This is a genomic window from Streptomyces sp. NBC_00193, assembly GCF_026342735.1.
In the GTDB taxonomy this organism is placed as follows: Bacteria; Actinomycetota; Actinomycetes; order Streptomycetales; family Streptomycetaceae; genus Streptomyces; species Streptomyces stoeckheimensis.
This window is the reverse complement of record NZ_JAPEMM010000001.1, coordinates 3,892,016-3,909,603: the sequence shown is the minus strand read 5'-3', so window position 1 is coordinate 3,909,603 and position 17,588 is coordinate 3,892,016. Positions and strand designations below refer to the sequence as shown.

The window sequence follows — 17,588 nt, the reverse complement described above, 5'->3', positions numbered from 1 at the left end:
GCGCTTACCAGCCCAGTTCGTTCGCGGTGGTTTCGGCTATGGCGGGCGAGCAGGTCATGCCGCGGCCGCCGGGTCCGGTCACCAGCCAGACGCCGTCGGCCACCTGCTGGCGGTGGACGACGCGGGTGGTGTCGGTGCACTGCGCGTACACGCCCGCCCAGCGGCGGCGGATCTGCGGCAGCGGGCGTCCCAGGAAGGACTCGACGACCTCGGTGAGGTGCGCGTAGGGGTCTTCGAGGGTGTCGAACGCGAAGGGGTGCTCGTACTCGTGGGTGTCGCCGATGGTCAGTCCGCCGTCCTGCCGCTGCACCATCAGGAGCTGCATCTTGTGCGCGGCGGCGATCGGCGCCTGGGCCTGCTCGGCGTTGAGTTCGTCGAGGGCTTCGCTCTTGTAGGCGGGGTAGTAGCGGAAGCTGTCGGCGTCGGCGACCGAGGTCGTCAGGGACTCGCCGAGCGGGGCGGTCTGCATCATCTGCAGCCGGACGCGGCGCACGGGCAGGTCGGGGACCAGTTCGCGGACCAGGCCGGAGAGCCAGGCGCCGGTCGCCAGGATCACGGCGTCGCCCCGGTGGACGTCGCCGTGGTCGTCGCGGACGGCTCCGTTCCCCACGACCTCGCGCACTTCCCGTCCCGGGAGGAAGGTGTAGCGGCCGGAGGCCTTGAGGGCTTCGCGCAGGTGGAGCTGTGCGGTGCGCGGTTCCACGGCCGCGTCCCGCTCGCACCACAGGGCGGCCTCGAACGCGCCGCGCAGGGCGGGGTTGATCGCCCTGGCCTCCTCGGCGGTGACCAGCTTGTAGCCGCGGGCGGCGGCGTCGGCGCGGGCCACGGCGGCCTCGGCGACGGCGTGCTCGCGGGAGTTGCGTACCGGGGTCAGGGAGCCGATGGCGCGGAAGCCCAGGCCGGGCACCCGCTCACCGATCGCCTCCCAGAGCTCGCGGGCCCGCAGGGCGGTGTCGAGCTCCTCGCCCCCGGCCCGTCCACTGACCCAGATCTGGCCGAAATTGCGCAAGGACGCGCCGCGGGCCTCCGCTTCTCGCTCGATCTGGACGACCTCGTGGCCGCGTTCCACTGCTTGCCAGGCGTGCATGGTGCCTACCACGCCGCCTCCGACGACTATGACTCTCACGTGCTCCAAGGTGACGGCGGGCAGTGACCCGGGAGGATCCCCCGGGCGACGCTCCGGTGAACAGCCTCCGACGCTTGGACTAGACCCGTTACTGTTCCGTGATGCGAGTACGTCCCCTTTCTTCCCCTACGGGCACTTCGGGCGGGACTATTCGGGCTGCAGGTGGGTCGTGAAGCTGAACCGGTCACCACGGTAGAGAGAACGCACCCGCTCCAGCGGCCTGCCGTCCTGATCCCGGGAGAAGCGGTGGATGAGCAGCATCGGGAGCGCGGGCGGGGTGCCGATCAGCAGGGCTTCGCGGGGGGTGGCGAGGACCGTTTCCAGCTTCTCGTCGGCGTCGCCGAAGGAGATGCCGAGGCTGTCGTGGAGGTACCCGTAGAAGGAGGAGTCCGGCTGGAAATCGATGTCGAGGCGGGGCGCGCGGGCGACCCGGACGTAGGTGCTCTCCAGCCCGACCCGCTCCTCGTCCGCGAGCAGCACCCGCTCCAGGTGCCAGACCGGCTCCCCGGGCTCGGCGCCGATGCCCGGGGCCACGGAGGCCGGGCAGGGGAAGCGTTCCAGGCCGATCAGGTGGCGGCCCGGGGTGCGCCCCTGACGGCGTACGCCCTCGGTGTAACTCGCCAGCGACAGGGGCTGTTCGAGCTTCGGCCCGGCGGCGACGGTGCCGCGGCCCGAGCGGCGCAGCCGGCCCTCCAGCAGCAGCTCGCGCAGGGCCTGGCGGACGGTCTCGCGGGAGACCTCGTACTGCTCGGCGAGATCGCGCTCGGTGGGGAGGAGTCCCCCCTCGCCGAGCTCGTCGAGCAGCCCTGCGATGCGGGCCTTGACGGCGTAGTACTTGGGGATGCGGCCGTGCTCGGGGATGCCGGAGCGGACGGGCAGGCCGGGCTGGTGGTGGTGCGCGTAGGCGGTCGGTTCTTCCACCCTCGGACTCTACGTGGCCTGCTTTACGCGGCCTGCTTTACGTGGACTGCTTTACGTGGACTGCGGGCCAGGACCCTTGCGCAGTCGGCGGGCCCCGAGCAGGAGTCCGCCGCCACCGGCCACGGCGGCCGCGGCGCCGGCCCCGTACGCCCAGGCCGCCGGGGCGCGGCCGGTCTCGGCCAGCGCTCCGGCCTCGCCGGTCTCCGCGTCGGGGCCCTGGATCTCGAAGCGGTAGCCGCCCGCCTCGCCGATCCAGTCGCCGTCGTCGCCCTTGCGCTGGACCAGCGCGGCGTCGGCGACGGCTTCGCCGCGCGGGGCGCCGGAGGCGAAGGCGAGCCGGACGGTGACGGTCACGGAGCCGCCGGGGCCGACGGTGAAGCCGGCGAAGGCGTCACCGCCGTCGAAGACGGCGACGATCTCGTCCCGGTCGGTGCGCTCCAGGCTGACGGGGAGCGCATGGGCGGCCGCACCGGGGGCGGCTGCGCCGGGGGCGTCGAACTCCATCCGGAAATGGGCGGGTCGCAGGGCGCGGGCCTGGTCGGTGAAGACCACGACGGGGTGAATGGCGGTGCACTCGCTCGTAGTGGTGTTGGTCAGATCCAGGTACCAGCTCTGCGCCTCACCACCGGTCCGGTACACGGCCGGTCCACCGCGGATCCGGGCCCCGATGGGGAACTGCGTGCTCTTCCCGTCCCCGCAAGTGGCCTCCACCCGCGAAGGCAGCGCGGGCGCGGGCCGGGCTCCGCCGCCGTTGCCGATGTCCGCGGACGCGGTGGTGACGGCGGGGGCGGTGGCGGCCACGAAGACGGCTGCCAGGGCAAGGGCTTTGCGCAGTCGCATGAAGAACCCCTACTCGCCGACGCCAGAACAACCCACAACCGAACGACCCACCAACCGATTGCCACACAACCCGACAATCACCCCGGCCTTGCCCCGCACCCTCCCACGCACGCCCGACCCCATGTCCAGCACCACGCCCAACATCTCCCCATTTCCCCCCATTCGGCGGACACCAACCGGAAGCACCCGCCTCGCGTCCCGGCACACGAGAACCGTCCGGGGCGCGGGGGCCGGGCGCGGGGCCACCTCAGCCGTCCGGCACGCAAGAACCGGGCGCGGGGCCACTTCAGCCGTCCGGCACGCAAGAACCGGGCGCCAGGCCACTTCAGCCGTCCGGCACGCGCGAACCGGGCGCCAGGCCGCTTCAGCCGTCCGGCGTTTGAGGACCGGGGTCTGGGGCGGAGCCCCAGGGGGTCCGGGCGCAGCCCGGCACCCCCTCAGCCCGTCCGGCGCTCGAGGGACCAGGGTCCGGGGCGGAGCCCCAGGAGCTCCGGGCGCAGCCCGGGGCCCCTCCAGCCTGTCTGGCGCTTGAGGGACCAGGGTCCGGGGCGGAGCCCCAGGGGGTCCGGGCGCAGCCCGGGGCCCCTCCAGCCCGTCCGGCGCTTGAGGGACCAGGGTCCGGGGCGGAGCCCCAGGGGGTCCGGGCGCAGCCCGGCACCCCCTCAGCCCGTCCGGCGCTTGAGGACCGGGGTCCGGGCAGAGCCCGGGGAACGGGCGAAGGGCGGGTAGGGGACTCCGCCCCGCAGGGCCATCCCACACGCACCCCTCCCCCAGCCCGGGCGGCCAGCCCACCGGCGCGCACAAGCCACACACGAGCCCGGGGCCAAGGACCGGAGATCAGGGGCCGGGGGTCGGGGCCCGGCCCCGGGGCCGAGGGCCGGGCCGGGGCCAAGCGCCGGGCCGGGCCGGGGCCAAGGGGCCGGGCCGCCTACGCCCCGCGCCCGAACAACGGGCCGAGCACCAGCTCCGCCGCCCCCTCCGCGACACCCCCCTCCGCAAGCCCAACCCCCACCGCACCCCCCACAAACGCCCGAGCCCCCAAAACCTCCCGCACGCCCGCCAGGAACACCCCCGGCGCAGCCGCCACCACCCGCCCCCCGAGCACCACCCGGTCCACATCCAGCAGCGCGACCAGGTTCGCCGCCGCCTCCCCCACGATCCGCGCCGCTTCCTCCAGCCGGCCCCCCGCCACCGCGTCGAGGCACAGCACCTCCGCGCACCCGCGCCCCCCGCACCGGCAGGCCGGCCCGTCCAGCTGCAGCACCTGGTGCCCGAACTCCCCCGCCGCCGAGCGCCGCCCCCGGTAGACCTCTCCGCTGCCGGCCAGCCGGAGCCCCGCCCCCAGTCCGGTGCCGACGTGCACGTACGCCACGGCCTCCCCGAAAGCGGCCCCTCCGAAAGCGGCCCCTCCGTAAGCGGCCTCCCCGAAGGCGGCCCCACCGGAGCCCGCCCCGCCGAAGCCCGCCCCCGCCGCGACCCCCGCATTGGTGTCCTTGTCCACCCGCACGGGAACCCCCAACCGCCCCTCCAACACCTCCCGCAACGGGAACCCCTCCCATTCCGGGAACCCCGTCACCCGCCCCAGCACCCCGGTCCGCCAGTCCAACGGCCCCGGCGCGGCCACGCCGACGCCGAGGAGCGGCCGGTCACCGCACACCCGCGCGACCGCCCGTACGGCCTCCTCGACCACCACCTCCGGACCGGCCCCGAAGTCCAGCGGAACGCGCCCCTCGGCGACGACGCGGCCCGCCAGGTCGACCCGTACCGCCGTGAGCTCGTCGCGGTCCAGGTGCAGCCCGACCGCGTACCGCGCCTCCGGCACCAGCCGCAGCAGCGTGCGCGGCTTGCCGCCCGTGGACGCCTCGCGTCCGGCGTCGGCCACCAGCCCCTCGTCCCGGAGCCGCGCCGCGATCTTGCTGACCGCCTGCGGTGTGAGACCCGTACGCGCGGCGAGGTCACCGCGGCCGAGGCCGGCGGGGCCGGCTCCGCGCAGGAGGTCCAGTACGAGCGCGTCGTTGTGCCCGCGCAGCACCGGAAGATTCACGCCGCCGCCCATGCCACCCGTACCGCCCCTGCCACCCCTGCTGTCCACCTGCCCATTGTCCACCCTCCTTGCACTTAAGCAACACTGTTGCCAAAGTAGGACCATGAACGCCACCGCCCCCTCCCCCATCCCCTCCTCACCCCTCCGCGTCGGACTCGTCGGCTACGGCCTGGCCGGTTCCGTCTTCCACGCCCCGCTCGTCTCCGCGACCGAGGGACTGGTCCTCGACACCGTCGTCACCTCCGACCCGGGCCGCGCCGCCCAGGCCCGCGAGGCCTACCCGGACGTCCGGATCGCCGCCACCGCCGCCGAGCTGCTCGCCCAGAGCCCCGCCCCCGACCTGATCGTCATCGCCTCCCCGAACAAGACGCACGTCCCGCTCGCCACGGCCGCCCTCACGGCCGGCATCCCGGTGGTCGTGGACAAGCCGCTCGCCGCCACCGCCGCCGAGGCCCGCGAGCTGGCCGCGCTCGCCGAGCGGACCGGGACCTTCCTCTCGGTCTTCCAGAACCGCCGCTGGGACAACGACTTCCTCACCCTGCGCCGCCTCCTCGACGACGGCGAGCTGGGCGAGGTGCAGCGCTTCGAGTCCCGCTTCGAGCGCTGGCGTCCGCAACTCAAGGGCGGCTGGCGGGAGTCCGGCGCCCCCGAGGAGATCGGCGGGCTGCTGTACGACCTCGGCAGCCACGTGGTGGACCAGGCGCTGGTGCTGTTCGGTCCTGCCGTACGGGTCTACGCGGAGACCGACGTGCGCCGCCCGGGCGCCGAGGCGGACGACGACACCTTCATCGCCCTCACCCACGCGAGCGGTGTCCGCTCCCACCTCTACGTCAGCGCGACCACGGCCCAGCTGGGCCCGCGCTTCCGCGTACTGGGCTCCCGCGCGGGCTACGTCAAGTACGGCCTGGACCCGCAGGAAGGGGCACTGCGCGAGGGCCTGCGCCCCGGCGACCCCGAGCGGACCTGGGGCGAGGAGCCCGAGCACCTGTGGGGCCGGCTGGGCTCCGGGGAATCGCCGCTGACCGGCGGGGGCACGCCGGTACGGACGGCACCGGGCGACTACCCGGCGTACTACGCGGCCGTGGCTGCGGCCCTGCACGACGGCGGCCCGGCCCCCGTCACGGCCTCGGAGGCGGCGCACTGCCTGGACGTACTGGAGGCGGCCCGCAGGTCGTCCGAGGACGGACGCACGGTGGAGGTCTGAGCGGCCGGGCCCCGGCCGCAGGGCTGAAGGGGAAACGGGAAAGGGGTGGCGCCGTCGACGACGGCACCACCCCTCCCCCTCGATCCGCGCGGGGCGCGGACCGGCGGACTACACGTCCTTGAACTCCTGGCGCTGGCGGCCGAGCCCGTCGATCTCCACCTCGACCACGTCGCCCGCCCGCAGGAACGGCTTCGGCTCCGGCTGGCCCGCGGCCACGCCGGCCGGGGTGCCGGTGACGATGACGTCGCCCGGGTACAGGGTCATGAACTGGCTCACGTACCGCACGACCTCGCCGACCGGGAAGATCTGGTCGGACGTGTTGCCGTCCTGCTTGAGCTCACCGTTGACCCACAGCTTGACGTCCAGCACCTGCGGGTCCGGGACCTCGTCCGCGGTGACCAGCCAGGGGCCGAGCGGGGTGAACGTCTCGCAGTTCTTGCCCTTGTCCCAGGTGCCGCCGCGCTCGTTCTGGAACGCGCGCTCGGTCACGTCGTTGACCAGCACGTACCCGCCGACGTGCGCGAGGCCCTCCTCGGGGGAGGCCAGGTAGCGGGCGGTGGCACCGATGACGACGCCGAGCTCGGCTTCCCAGTCGGTCTTGACGCTGGTGCGCGGGATCAGCACGGTGTCGTCGGGGCCGACCACGGTGTCCGGGGCCTTGAGGAACACGATCGGCTCGGCCGGCGCCTCGGCGCCCACCTCGGCCGCGTGCCCGTGGTAGTTCAGGCCGATGCCCACGACCTTGCCTATGCGGCCGACGGCGGACCCGATCCGCAGACCCTCGGCGTCCAGCACCGGGAGCTCACCGGATCCGGCCGCGTCCCGTACTCGGGACAGCACGGAGTCGTCGGCGAGCAGGGCGCCGTCCACATCCGTGATCAGGCCGGACAGGTCCCGCAGGGTCCCGTCCTGGTCGAGCAGCGCGGGGCGCTCCGACCCGACGGGTCCTACACGCAGCAGCTTCATGGGCATTCTCCCGTGGTCGAGGATGGTCGACCCATGGGCATGCCCCGGGCCGGACGATGGGTTGCGGCCATCGGAGGATTGGTCGATCCTCCAAGATGTCGGCCTCATCCGCAAGACCCTGTTCACATGGCGGAACGCTCTGCTCCGCTGACCGCCCCCTCCACACGCTCCGCCCGGTCCTTCCGGTACTGGAGCCAGGCGCGCTCGGCGACCGACCACGCGGTGGTCGTGACCAGGTACAGCCCGGCCGCCAGCGGCACCACGGCGGCCGTGATCAGCGTCCCGAAGGACAGCAGGGGCAGTACGCCGCCCACCTTGCGCATGAGCTCCTGCTGCTCCGCGGTCAGGGCGACGGCAGCTCCGGCGGCCTTGGCGCCGGAGGCCTTGGCGCCGGAGGCCTTCCCCTTGGCGGCCTTGCCCCTGACGGTGGCGGCAGCAGTAGCCGAGGCCGCGGCCGTGGCGGCCATCAGCGCCGCCGTCTTGCGTGCGCGCGCCGCACTCCACGCGGCCACCACCGCGACGACCGCGAACAGCCCGAGGAACACGAGCCCCCGCTCGCCGAAGAGGCCGCCCTCCCCCAGCGCCTCGGTCCACCGGTCCCCGAGCGGCGCGGCGAACAGCCGGTGGCCGAGCAGCTCGTTGGCGCCCCCGCCGATCTCCGCCGAGGAGAACGCCCGGTACATCAGGAAGAACACCGGCAGCTGGAGCAGCACCGGCAGGATGCCCGCCACCGGAGTCGCCCCGCGGAAGGCGGCCCGGCTCAGGGGGTGCAGCGCGAGCCGCACGAGCACGGTGAACAGCACGATCGCGGCAGCGGTCGCGGACTCGGCCAGCACCGGCTCCAGGAGCCGGCCCAGCACAGCAACAAGATCGATGAAAACGGACACGTGGGCCCTCCGAAGGGACTCGTCGAACGTCGAAAGAGATGCGTTTCGGCGTGACGACCCGCGAGGGGCGGCAAGGTGTGGCGATCAGAAGCGATCGGGAGGAAGGAGCTGCGCGCCCCTACGCGGCCGTCGGAAGGGGACGGCCGGGCGCCCTGGGCCGCGACCGGCCTGAAGCGTCGGGATCGCGCTGCGGCAGGAACGCCGTGCGCTGCTCGCGATCACGGATCGCGGTACGTATGCGATGTGGCGGCACCGGCCGGACCAGCCGGGCGGCCAGGACCGAGGCACCCACGGCGAAGGTCGCCGCAAGGACCACGACGACCGTGCCGAGCCCGCCCTCCCCGGCGAACAGCCCGAGGAAGCCTCCGAGCACCAGGAGCGAGGCCAGCAGCGCCGTCAGTCGCGCGGACGGCGCCGTGAACCGGAACCGGAACCGCACGGGGCGAAGCCCGCTGTGCTCTGCCATGCGAACCGCCCCCTCCCGCTGCTCCCGCGCACGAACTCCCGTAAGAGATCCGCGACTCACGCCCGCACCCGTAACTCGTACTCGCGATCGATACTAACCGCGCGCACTGACAACGGACGGGATCTCGTTTTCGTCCCCGGCCCCGGCCCCGGCCCCGGCCCCGGGCAGCGGATCGCGCGCCAGCACCTCCTCGTCCGGCCGGGGGTCCCCCGCCCCGCTCCGCGCCCCCTCCCGGGGGCCGAGCCAGGTCACCGTCAGCGCGACCGCCAGGTTCACCGCGAGGGCGACCGTGCCCGCGTTCACGCCCCACACCGGGTCGTGGCCCGTGAAGACCAGCCCGCAGACCACCGCGACCCCCGCGGCCAGCCCGCACACCGCGGCCGCCGTGGTGAGCCTGCGCCACACCAGGCCCAGGAGCAGCATCGGCACCAGTTGCGCCATGCCCTCGTAGGACACGAGCGAGAGCCTGACCAGCGTGTTCGGCGCCGTGTAGGTCATCACCAGCGCGATCGTCCCGGCCGCCACCACGACCACCTGCGAGGCGAGTTTCTGCCGCTCGCCCGAGCTCCAGCGCGGCAGCAGCGAGAGCACGCTGCGCCCCCACATCGTGCCGATGACCAGCATGAACACCGCCATCGGCACGATCGACGACAGCGCCGCCGCCACCCCGATCACCCCCACCGCCCACGCGGGCAGGGAGTCCACGACCAGCTTGAACAGCGCGAGGTTGGACTCGGCGCCCGCCAGCCCCGGTACGACGAACAGCGCCGCCATGCCCAGCAGCATCGGCACGAAGAGCAGCACGTTGTACGCGGGCAGCAGGATGGCGTTGCGGCGCAGCGCGTCGGCGTTCCGCGCGCCCAGGTACCCCGCCACGGTGGTCGGGAAGATGACGACGGTCAGCGCGTTCAGCACGGTGGTCGAGGCGAACCACCCCACGCCCAGCTCGCCCCGGCCGCCCTCGCCGCTCCCGGCGCCAGGGAGCGTCAGCCACTGCGGGCGTTCGGCCGTGAGCCGCTCGAAGAGCTCCCCGTAGCCGCCGAAGTAGTGCAGGGGGACGTAGACCGCGAGGAACCCCAGAGTGCCGATGACCAGCACGTCCTTCAGCACGGAGACCCACGCACTGCCGCGCAGCCCACTCACCACGACGAAGCCGGTGGTGACGGCGAAGGCGATGAAGTAGGCCCATTCCAGGGACACCGCCCCGTAGGTGACCGTCGAGACCACCACACCCATTCCGGTGATCTGGAGCTGGATGTAGGGGAGCAGGAAGACGGTCGCGAGCACCGCGACCGCGGCGCCGAGCCAGGGGCGCCCGTACCGGTGGGCCACCATGTCGGTGATGCCGACGAGGCCGTGGCGGCGCGCGTAGTCCCACAGCACGGGCCCGACGACGTAACCGACCGCGTAGCCGCAGGACATGTACGCGACCACGTACATCACGGGGGCGCCGTAGTTGTAGCCCCAGCCGGCCGCGCCGAGGTAACTGAAGCTCGTGTACCCCTCGCCCGCCATCAGGACCCAGATGAACACGGTGCCGAGCGAGCGCCCGCCCACCGACCACTCGGCGAGCCCGCCGCCGCCCCCGCCGCGCCCGCGCACGGCGAGCAGTCCGAGCGCGACGGTGGCCACCATGAACGCGCCGAAGACGGTGGTCGCGACGGCCGCCTGGCTCATCGGTGATCACCGCGCCAGGTCAGCCAGACCGCGAGCGGGGTCAGCAGGGTCGCCCCGATGAACCAGAGGAGCAGGAACGGTACGCCGCCCGGCGCCGGCTCCACCCGGTTCGCGAGCGGCAGCGCTGCGACGAACAAGACGAACGGCACGGCAAGCCACACCAACTGCGGACGTTTCACCCTTTTCCGACGCACCGCCCCACCCTACGGTCCGCCCGCCCGTGCGGGCGTCAGCGCATCGGCTGCGTCAGCGCTTGAGGGTCCCCCACACCACGAGCCGGTACTTGGAGCTGTACTCGGGCGTGCAGGTGGTCAGCGTGATGTACGCGCCGGGCTCGCTGTAGCCGGCCCCCGGCGTGACGGTGCTGCGCGGGACGGGCGCGATCACCCCGGTGTCGTGCTCGGTCGTCTCCGCCAGCGTCTGCCCGACCAGGTACACGTACCGCTTGCCCCGCACGTCCACGATCAGCTCGTCCCCGGCCCTGAGCCGGTTGATGTAACGGAAGGGCTCCCCGTGCGTGTTGCGGTGTCCGGCGAGCGCGAAGTTCCCCTCGGCACCGGGCTGCGCGGTCCCCGCGTAGTGCCCGGCGTACCCCTTGTCCAGCACGGACCGCTTGTCCACGCCCTGCGCGACGGGCACGGCGACGCCGAGGCGCGGAATGCGCAGGATGCCGTACGCGGACTCCCGCGGCGGCGGCTTGACGGTGCGCGGCCCGGAGTTGCCCGCGGACGCACCACCCGAGGCCCCGGACCCGCCCGGCCCGTCCGACGCCCCGACGGATTCCTCGACAGCGGGCTCCCCTTCCCCCTGCCCTTCCCCCTCTCCCTCTCCCTCTCCCTCCGTCCCGGAGAGGGACGCATCTTCCTCCAGCTCTCTCACCACTTCGTGCGCGGCACTCAGCGCCTGCCGGTTGGTCCACCACACCTGGTGCACCACCAGCAACATCACCACCACGCCTACGGTGACGGCGAGTTCACCGGCCGCCCACAGCACGCCCGCGATACCGACCCGGCGCGCACGCCACGCCCACCGGCCCTTGCCCTGGCCCTTCCCCTGCACCACGACCCGCACGCGATCTCGCACGGGCGGCACCCTAAGTCCTCCCCCCTCAACTGACCAGCAGCAGTACGCTGCAAAGCATGCGCCCCGACACGCCTGCCGAGCACATCGCCGAAGCCGAGCGCCTCATCCGCACGGCGACCCGCTACCCCGAGGACCAGGAGCCGTTGCTCCTCCAGGCCGCGGCCCACCTCGAACTGGCCGACGAACGCGAGCGGGCGAGCGCCCTCTACGACCAACTCCTGGCCGCGGACACGACGGACGACCCGTCCCTCATCAAGGCCCTCCAGGCGGCCAACCTCTGGGAGTACGGCCACGAGCCCGAGGCCCGCGCCCTCATCCAGGGCATCCGCGCGGCGGCCCCCTCGGACCCCGCCCCCTGGGAGGTCATCGCCGAGGCCCTGGAGGCCCACGACGAACTCGAGGCCTCCCACGAGTGCTTCACCGAGGCGGCCACCCTCCTGGCCCCGGACAACACCCCCCTGACCCCGGCCACGACCGCGCTCCTCACGGGCCGCCACCGCGTACGCCGCCTCCTCGGACTCCCCCACGACGACTGGGACATGGTCGCGGACACCCGTCACATCGGCCCGATCCCGCTGGACGAACTCCACGACCCCAAGCGCATCTGGGCCCTCGGCTCCGACGACCCCGCCGAACTCCGCGCCGAGATCGCCCGCCTGCGCGCCGAACTGGGCGACCGCCGTGCCGCGCTCTCCCGCCCCTTCCCTGTGGCCATCCTCCACTGGCCGGCCCGCGAACTGGCGGAGCTGCTGACGTCGTACCCCACCCTGTCCGCGGAGTACCCCTCCCACGACGCCCACCTGGCCCAGGTGGAAGCCTCCCTCCGCACCCTGGCCGCCTCGGGCACCACGAACCTCGGCATCGTCACGGCCAGCGTCCCCTCGTACGAAGCCTTCGCAGCCTCGGAGAAAACCTCCCCGTCCTCCCCGTCCCTCCTGGCGGAATACGCCACCACCCTGGCCGCCCGAGGCAAGGCCACCCCGTGGCCCCCGACGAGCACCACCACCTGCTGGTGCACATCGGGACGGCCTTACGGGGCATGCCACGGGACTAGCGCCGCCTGATCAGCCCACCATTCCCCAGGCAATAGCGGTGACGGTCCCGTCCCAGCCATCGCTGGTCTGCCAGATCGCGGCGATTCCTTGGGCTTCCAGGTACGACGCGTACACCCCGATGTCCTCGGAGAAGAGAGCGATGAGGTGAGGGGCTTCCAGCCCCTTCTCTCCGTAGAGGAAGTAGCTGTATTCCTTGAGTTGACCAACGGCCGCGCGTACGGCAGCGGCAGCGTCGCCGTTCCGCAGCACCTTGGCTTCGACGAGCCACTCCGGGAGGACGGCATCTCCTGAATCGGCCGCTCCGGCATCGCCCGCGGCCGCATCGGCCGGGTGGAGCGTCAGATCCTTGGGATGGATGTGCTGGTTCCTCGCCTCGTAGTCCCGCTCGGCGATGTGCGCGGCGAAATCCTGGATCAGCAGCTCGTGCTTGCGGCTCTTCAGCTGCTCGTGAGCCGCGATGGCCACCAGGTAGGCCGAACTGTTGCCCGGCTTGAACCCGATCGCCGGAGCAGCCCCGGCCTTCCGCTTGCGCTTCGGCTGGGCGAGCGCCGGCTCGCCTTCCTCTTCGGCGCGCAGCGCCTCGTCCGCTTCGGCCGCACTCCTCAGCAAATTCTCGGCCGTGCGAAGGTCCTGCTGCAGCTGCTCCTCCGTAGGGAGGTTGCTGACGTCGTACGGACGAGCCACCACGCTGGCGGCCTCGTACGCCTCCGGTCGCTCCTGCCAACCGAAGGACGGGCGGTAGTTCCACTCCTCGGCCAGATTCGCCGGCAGAGCCTTAAAGAGACGATCCGCCTGCCGCTCGAGATGGCTGAGGAGGACCTTCCGCTCACGGATCTTCTCCTCCAGATCCGTGACCCCCTGCTGAAGGGTCAACGTCACCGTCTTCAGATCCGTGCTGAAGATGTACGCGAGGTACAGCCCGACCTTCGGATTGCGGTTGATCTTCGGGTCGAATACCCCGACCCAAGGCGCAAGGGCCGCGGTCCCCTTCCCTCCGTAGCCTTCCGCTTCCCAGTCGTCCAGCACCCCGAGGTCGGTACGACTGGCCACCTTCCGAAGGACTTTCTGGCCAGGAACGTGCTCCTTCGTGCCTGCTTTCTGGTCATACGTCTGTCCAACTTCGAAGAGCAGCTCGCGCATCGTCATGCCGAAACGCTACGCAAAGATCAAGACCAGTCAATCCCGATCGATCACATGCTGTTTATCTCTGGCCAGATTTCGTTGCGGGCGAAAACGACGCACGCGCGTGCAGACAGAAGGGGAGTCAGGGATTCCCCCGAAACAGCGACAGTTGCTGGTGGCCGCGGGCCAGGGCTGTGGGTGGGGTGGGGCGGGTGGTGGTCAGGGTGAGGAGGGTGCGGAGGGCTGCGATGACTTCCGACGGGGTGTCTCTGATCATCGAGGGGGTGGCGCTGACCACCAGGATGCCGTGGGACTCCAGGCGGAGGCGGCGGTGGAGGGTGGCGTGCCAGGAGTCGCGGTTGTAGTGGTACTCCGCCGAGTCGATCTCCAGGGCCACGCCCTCGTCGGGCCAGTAGGCGTCCGGGCTCGCCAGGAACGTGCCGTCCGGGGTGTGGAGGCGGGCGTTCCAGAGGGGGGTCGGAAGGTCCGTGGTGGAGAGGACGTCGCGGGCCTGCGCCTCGGCCACCGAGCGGACTCCGGCGAGGAGTTCCGCGGCTGCCGCGCGGATCGCGGGGCGGGTCAGGAGGCGGGCGGCGCGGAGTTCGGTGTGCAGGTCGTGCGGGTGGCACCAGCCCGACTGGACCACGTGGGCGAGGACCGAGCGGATCTGGTCCGCCGGCTGATCGCTCCGGGCCGCGAAGTCCGCGGCCGCGCGTACCGGGCGGGTGCTCGGGATGCCCGAGACGGTGATGGTGCGGGGCCAGCGGGTGGTGGGGGATGGGCGTACCTCCGGGGACCCGGCGAGCTTGCGCGGGGAGCGGATCAGGACGTCGGCGGGCGTGTACGGGGCTTCGCGGATCCCGAGCAGCGCGAGGGCCGCACCGCCGGTGAGGGCGGCGGTGTCGCCGGAGAGCGGGTCGGAGCCGGGCTCGGCGGCGTAGAGGACAGCGGCGAGGGCGCGTTGGCGCTGGTCCGGGGGGCCGGTCTGGAGGAGGTACACCCGGGGCAGCAGGCGCTGCCAGGGCCCGCCGGGGCGGGTGCGGGAGGTGATCGTGCCGGGTGGGATGCCGGCGGTGGTGGTGAGTTGGTGGCGCGTGGCGAGGTTGAGTTGGCGCCGGGCGGTGGGATTTGGGTTGGGGTTGGGGTTGGGGGTAGGCGTGGGCGTGGGGGTGCGGCTGGGAGTGGCGGTGGGGTGGGGGGTGGTCCGCGAGGTCTGGCCGGACCGTGTGGTGGGCCTGGTCAGCGCCGGGCGTGGCCCGGGCGCAGCGTGGGTCCGGGGCGTGGCGGTCCCCGGGGACGCCGGGGACGAGGCGGGTGCCGCGTGAGACGCGTGTGTGGTGGGCACCGGGCGGGTGGCAAGTGCCGTACGGGCCTGGGGCATGGCAGACACCGCGGGCGCCGGGCGGGTGGCGGACGCCGCGGGCGCCGGGCGGGTGGCCGGCTCCGTCTGAGCCTGGTGTGTGGCGGGTGCCGCGTGGGTTGGGGGCTGCGGGTGGGTGGTGTGTGTGGTGGGGTTCATGGGCGCGGTATGCCCCGCCCATGTGGGTTGGACGCCCCGCCGGGCGATCTTTCGAGACTGGCTTCGGGTGCCGGTCAGGGCATGTTCCGCGGCTTTCAGAGGCGCTGCGCAGCGCGCAGGGTTGGGGAGTTCGCCGGTGCGGATGCGCAGGGGGTGTGCGGTCCGGGCACGGCTGGCGGGTCCGCCCGCCGGGGTGAGGAGGGCGTCGGCTGCCGCTCGCCGCGGGGGCGGGGGCGGGGGCGGCCGGGGACCGGGTCTCCCCGGTCCCGCCGAAGGGCCGGGCGGGCCGGCGTGGGTGACGGGTGTTCCTTCTTCGGACGTGTTCGGGCGCCCCGCGGAGGCAGGGGCAGCTCTCGGCCGTCGCCGTACGGAGGCGACTGGGGCCGGTCCCGGCGGGCGGGGCCGCCCGGGCGAGGTGCGGGAGGGACCGCCCCGCTACGCCGCCCGGTTCGGGTGGTCCGGGGACAGGAAGACGATGACGCCCGTCTCCGTGCCGGGTAGCGGTGCGACCTCGTGCCAGCCCAGGCGTCGGTACGTGGCCACCGTGTTCTTGGCCAGGCGGCTGGTCAGCAGCCAGGCGCGGCGGTCCGGGGCGTCGGTGGTGATCTCCGTGAGCAGGTCCCGGGCGGTGCCGCGGCCGCGGGCGTAGGGGCGTACCGCGAGTTCGTCTATCTCCAGCGCCCCGGTGAGGAGTTCCTTCACCCGGGCCGAACCGAGCTGCGCCGCGACCTGGGCGTACGCGCGGTTCTTCGGGAAGGCCGCCGGGGTGATCCAGCCCGTGGCGAAGCCGTCGATGCCGGTGGCGGACTGGATGAAGGCGGTGCGGAAACCACGGCGCCGGGCGTCGGCCGGGAGGCGGGTGGCGAACTGGCGAATGGTTTCTTCGTCTTCGTTCCACGGCGGTGCGGAGAAGACGTCGGCGTAGGCGTCGACCAGTTCGTCCGCGAGGTCGAGGACGGCCTGTCCGTAGCAGATCACGATGTCCTGGCTCCTGATGTGGGTGGGGAGGGATGAGGGGTGGAAGGGGCGGATTGGGCGGGAGGGGGCGAGGTGGTTTGCCCCTTTGGGTGGGAGATTGAATTTATGCCCATCAGGTTCCACGGGCAGACATCGCGCGGATCCGGCGAGTGTGCGACAAATCCCCTCCGCGCGGTCCGTGTCGGGCGGCCCGGCGGCCGCGTTGAGCAGCACGTGGACAGACTGCTTCGGGCCGCCGGCGGGGCCGGGCTCGCGTTTCTGCTCGTGTTGGGCGTGGTCGCGGTGCTGCCGCGCGGTGTACGGGACGCGGTGCCGGAGCCGGTGATCGGCGGGGCCGTACTGGTGTTGGGCGCGGTGGGGGCCCGACGGGTGGTCAAGGGGTCGAGTTAGCCTCGGGGGCGAGTAGGTGTGCGCGTATGAACCGATGAACCGATGAGGTGAGGGAGTTGGACAGCATGGCACGGGTACCGAGTTCTGCAGTGGCGGCCGCCGGTCTGGTCGGCGGTTACGCCGTCGCGCGGTGGACCAGGAAGCGGCCGCTCGGCGGTGTCGTGCTCGGCGCCGCGGGCATCGTCGCCGGGCGGGAGTGGCACAGGCGCGGCGGCGCCCCCGCCGCGGCCGGGCTCGGGGCGCTGTACCTCGCCGGGTTCGCCGGTGCGCACCCGCTGGCGAAGAAGGTCGGCGCCTGGCCCGCCGTCATCGGCGCCGCGGGCGTGGTCGCCGCCGCGTCCTGGGCCGTCGCGGACCGGGGCTGACCGCCCGCCCGCCCGGGCCGTAAGGGACCCCAGCGGGTTCCGCACGGGACCCCGCCCGGGCCGTAAGGGAACCCGCCCCGGACCCGGGCCGTGGGCGACGCCCCGCCGGTACGGCCCGGCGCGGTACCGGTTCGTGCCAGGATCTCCGGCATGCCCGATCGTGCACTGAGCTTCGGCGTGATGGCGGAAGCCTACGAACGGTTCCGGCCGGGGTATCCCGCGGAGCTCGTGGACCTGGTGATGACGTACGCGGGCCGTCCCGTTCCGAGCGCCCTGGAGATCGGTGCCGGGACGGGCAAGGCAACCCGCCTGTTCGCCCGGCAGGGGGTCGCGGTCACCGCGACCGAGCCCGACGGAGCGATGCTGGCGGAGCTGCGCAAGCACGTGCCGACGAGCGTCCGGACGGTGCAGGCCGCCTTCGAGGACCTGCGACCGGGCCCGCGGTACGGCCGGGGGTACGGGCTGGTCTATGCGGCGGCGGCGCTGCACTGGACCGACCCGGAAGGCCGGTGGGCGCGCGTGGCCTCCCTGCTGGAGCCCGGTGGCGTGTTCGCCTCGTTCGGCGGGCCGGTCCGGTTGGCCGACCCGGCCGTGGAGGAGGTCGTCCGCACGGCGCGGGCACCGTTCCTGGAGAGCGACGAGATTCCGTCCCCGGACGGGACGCCGCCCGGGTACGACATCCAGTGGCCCGGTACCGAGCTCCGGCGGTCCGCCTGGTTCACCGACGTCCAACAGGCTGTGATCGAGCGCCGCCTGACCATGAGCGCCGGCGACTACGTCGGCCACCTCTCCACCGTCTCGGCCTACCTCGTCCTGCCGGCCCCGGCCAGGGAGCAGGTGTTCCGCCGGATCGCGCGGGTCCTGCCGGAGAGGGTCGGGATCGCCGCCGACATCACCGCCCATCTCGCGCGCCGGCGCCACGAGCCGTAGCGCCGCCGCGAGGGT

The 17,588-nt window shown here is 73.1% G+C and carries 18 protein-coding genes; 5 read left to right on the top strand and 13 right to left on the bottom strand.

All coding sequences use genetic code 11. The features are described from left to right. Window positions 1-4 precede the first annotated feature (4 nt). The 4 genes from OG898_RS17360 to OG898_RS17345 all read right to left on the bottom strand — a co-directional run bounded on the left by OG898_RS17360 (window position 5) and on the right by OG898_RS17345 (window position 4,943). A complete protein-coding gene (locus OG898_RS17360; protein ID WP_250741180.1) occupies window positions 5-1,126 on the bottom strand; it encodes a TIGR03364 family FAD-dependent oxidoreductase in 1,122 nt (373 codons plus the stop codon). Window positions 1,127-1,273: 147 nt separating this feature from the next. Then, on the bottom strand, window positions 1,274-2,047 hold the full coding sequence (locus OG898_RS17355) for a GntR family transcriptional regulator (protein ID WP_250741179.1): 774 nt from the start codon (window positions 2,045-2,047) through the stop codon (window positions 1,274-1,276). Between the two features lie 51 nt (window positions 2,048-2,098). Continuing rightward, window positions 2,099-2,887, bottom strand: a complete 789-nt coding sequence (locus OG898_RS17350; RefSeq protein ID WP_266957839.1) for a hypothetical protein — start codon at window positions 2,885-2,887, stop codon at window positions 2,099-2,101. A gap of 928 nt (window positions 2,888-3,815) precedes the next feature. Beyond that, window positions 3,816-4,943, bottom strand: a complete 1,128-nt coding sequence (locus OG898_RS17345) for an ROK family transcriptional regulator (RefSeq protein ID WP_266960298.1) — start codon at window positions 4,941-4,943, stop codon at window positions 3,816-3,818. Between the two features lie 91 nt (window positions 4,944-5,034). Here OG898_RS17345 and OG898_RS17340 point away from each other — a divergent pair, with 91 nt between their 5' ends. Then, window positions 5,035-6,135, top strand: a complete 1,101-nt coding sequence (locus tag OG898_RS17340; RefSeq protein WP_266957837.1) for a Gfo/Idh/MocA family oxidoreductase — start codon at window positions 5,035-5,037, stop codon at window positions 6,133-6,135. 108 nt (window positions 6,136-6,243) lie between these two features. On the opposite strand, the gene OG898_RS17335 is transcribed toward OG898_RS17340, so the two are convergent. The 6 genes from OG898_RS17335 to OG898_RS17310 form a co-directional block, all read right to left on the bottom strand. Further along, on the bottom strand, window positions 6,244-7,101 hold the full coding sequence (locus OG898_RS17335) for a fumarylacetoacetate hydrolase family protein (protein ID WP_250741175.1): 858 nt from the start codon (window positions 7,099-7,101) through the stop codon (window positions 6,244-6,246). Between the two features lie 122 nt (window positions 7,102-7,223). Further along, the gene (locus tag OG898_RS17330; RefSeq protein WP_266957835.1) at window positions 7,224-7,988 is read right to left on the bottom strand and encodes a YidC/Oxa1 family membrane protein insertase; all 765 of its coding nucleotides are present in this window, start codon (window positions 7,986-7,988) and stop codon (window positions 7,224-7,226) included. A 118-nt stretch (window positions 7,989-8,106) separates the two neighbouring features. Then, window positions 8,107-8,454 (bottom strand): DUF6412 domain-containing protein, encoded by a 348-nt coding sequence (locus OG898_RS17325; RefSeq protein WP_266957833.1) that lies wholly within the window; start codon window positions 8,452-8,454, stop codon window positions 8,107-8,109. A 93-nt stretch (window positions 8,455-8,547) separates the two neighbouring features. After that, on the bottom strand, window positions 8,548-10,131 hold the full coding sequence (locus OG898_RS17320) for a sodium:solute symporter (RefSeq protein WP_266957831.1): 1,584 nt from the start codon (window positions 10,129-10,131) through the stop codon (window positions 8,548-8,550). Next, window positions 10,128-10,280 carry a DUF3311 domain-containing protein gene (locus OG898_RS17315; protein ID WP_266957829.1) on the bottom strand — a complete coding sequence of 51 codons (153 nt, stop codon included), beginning with the start codon at window positions 10,278-10,280 and terminating at the stop codon, window positions 10,128-10,130. Before OG898_RS17315 ends, OG898_RS17320 begins: the two co-directional genes overlap by 4 nt. Before the next feature lie 97 nt (window positions 10,281-10,377). Next, on the bottom strand, window positions 10,378-11,214 hold the full coding sequence (locus OG898_RS17310; protein ID WP_266957827.1) for a class E sortase: 837 nt from the start codon (window positions 11,212-11,214) through the stop codon (window positions 10,378-10,380). Window positions 11,215-11,270: 56 nt separating this feature from the next. Here OG898_RS17310 and OG898_RS17305 point away from each other — a divergent pair, with 56 nt between their 5' ends. Continuing rightward, complete coding sequence (locus OG898_RS17305) at window positions 11,271-12,278, top strand: SEC-C metal-binding domain-containing protein (protein WP_250741168.1); 1,008 nt, start codon at window positions 11,271-11,273, stop codon at window positions 12,276-12,278. On the opposite strand, the gene OG898_RS17300 is transcribed toward OG898_RS17305, so the two are convergent. From OG898_RS17300 to OG898_RS17290, 3 genes are all read right to left on the bottom strand, one after another. Beyond that, entirely contained in the window at window positions 12,279-13,415 is a 1,137-nt protein-coding gene (locus tag OG898_RS17300; RefSeq protein ID WP_250741167.1) for a DUF3578 domain-containing protein, read from the bottom strand. A 118-nt stretch (window positions 13,416-13,533) separates the two neighbouring features. Further along, complete coding sequence (locus OG898_RS17295) at window positions 13,534-14,391, bottom strand: hypothetical protein (protein WP_266957825.1); 858 nt, start codon at window positions 14,389-14,391, stop codon at window positions 13,534-13,536. A 954-nt stretch (window positions 14,392-15,345) separates the two neighbouring features. After that, the gene (locus OG898_RS17290) at window positions 15,346-15,888 is read right to left on the bottom strand and encodes an N-acetyltransferase (protein WP_250741165.1); all 543 of its coding nucleotides are present in this window, start codon (window positions 15,886-15,888) and stop codon (window positions 15,346-15,348) included. Window positions 15,889-16,101: 213 nt separating this feature from the next. Between OG898_RS17290 and OG898_RS17285 the strand changes: the two genes are divergently transcribed. The 3 genes from OG898_RS17285 to OG898_RS17275 all read left to right on the top strand — a co-directional run bounded on the left by OG898_RS17285 (window position 16,102) and on the right by OG898_RS17275 (window position 17,573). Further along, on the top strand, window positions 16,102-16,278 hold the full coding sequence (locus OG898_RS17285; protein ID WP_250741163.1) for a hypothetical protein: 177 nt from the start codon (window positions 16,102-16,104) through the stop codon (window positions 16,276-16,278). Window positions 16,279-16,343: 65 nt separating this feature from the next. Next, on the top strand, window positions 16,344-16,643 hold the full coding sequence (locus tag OG898_RS17280) for a hypothetical protein (RefSeq protein WP_266957820.1): 300 nt from the start codon (window positions 16,344-16,346) through the stop codon (window positions 16,641-16,643). Window positions 16,644-16,793: 150 nt separating this feature from the next. Next, window positions 16,794-17,573, top strand: coding sequence for a trans-aconitate 2-methyltransferase (locus OG898_RS17275; protein WP_266957818.1), 780 nt, complete (start codon window positions 16,794-16,796; stop codon window positions 17,571-17,573). Window positions 17,574-17,588: the final 15 nt, after the last annotated feature.

Bases quoted from the DNA above. Each gene is read 5' to 3' on its own strand.
- OG898_RS17350 (WP_266957839.1), bottom strand. From the start codon at position 2,887: ATGCGACTGCGCAAAGCCCTTGCCCTGGCAGCCGTCTTCGTGGCCGCC.
- OG898_RS17345 (WP_266960298.1), bottom strand. From the start codon at position 4,943: ATGGGCGGCGGCGTGAATCTTCCGGTGCTGCGCGGGCACAACGACGCG.
- OG898_RS17340 (WP_266957837.1), top strand. From the start codon at position 5,035: ATGAACGCCACCGCCCCCTCCCCCATCCCCTCCTCACCCCTCCGCGTC.
- OG898_RS17335 (WP_250741175.1), bottom strand. From the start codon at position 7,101: ATGAAGCTGCTGCGTGTAGGACCCGTCGGGTCGGAGCGCCCCGCGCTG.
- OG898_RS17325 (WP_266957833.1), bottom strand. From the start codon at position 8,454: ATGGCAGAGCACAGCGGGCTTCGCCCCGTGCGGTTCCGGTTCCGGTTC.
- OG898_RS17320 (WP_266957831.1), bottom strand. From the start codon at position 10,131: ATGAGCCAGGCGGCCGTCGCGACCACCGTCTTCGGCGCGTTCATGGTG.
- OG898_RS17305 (WP_250741168.1), top strand. From the start codon at position 11,271: ATGCGCCCCGACACGCCTGCCGAGCACATCGCCGAAGCCGAGCGCCTC.
- OG898_RS17300 (WP_250741167.1), bottom strand. From the start codon at position 13,415: ATGACGATGCGCGAGCTGCTCTTCGAAGTTGGACAGACGTATGACCAG.
- OG898_RS17280 (WP_266957820.1), top strand. From the start codon at position 16,344: ATGGCACGGGTACCGAGTTCTGCAGTGGCGGCCGCCGGTCTGGTCGGC.
- OG898_RS17275 (WP_266957818.1), top strand. From the start codon at position 16,794: ATGCCCGATCGTGCACTGAGCTTCGGCGTGATGGCGGAAGCCTACGAA.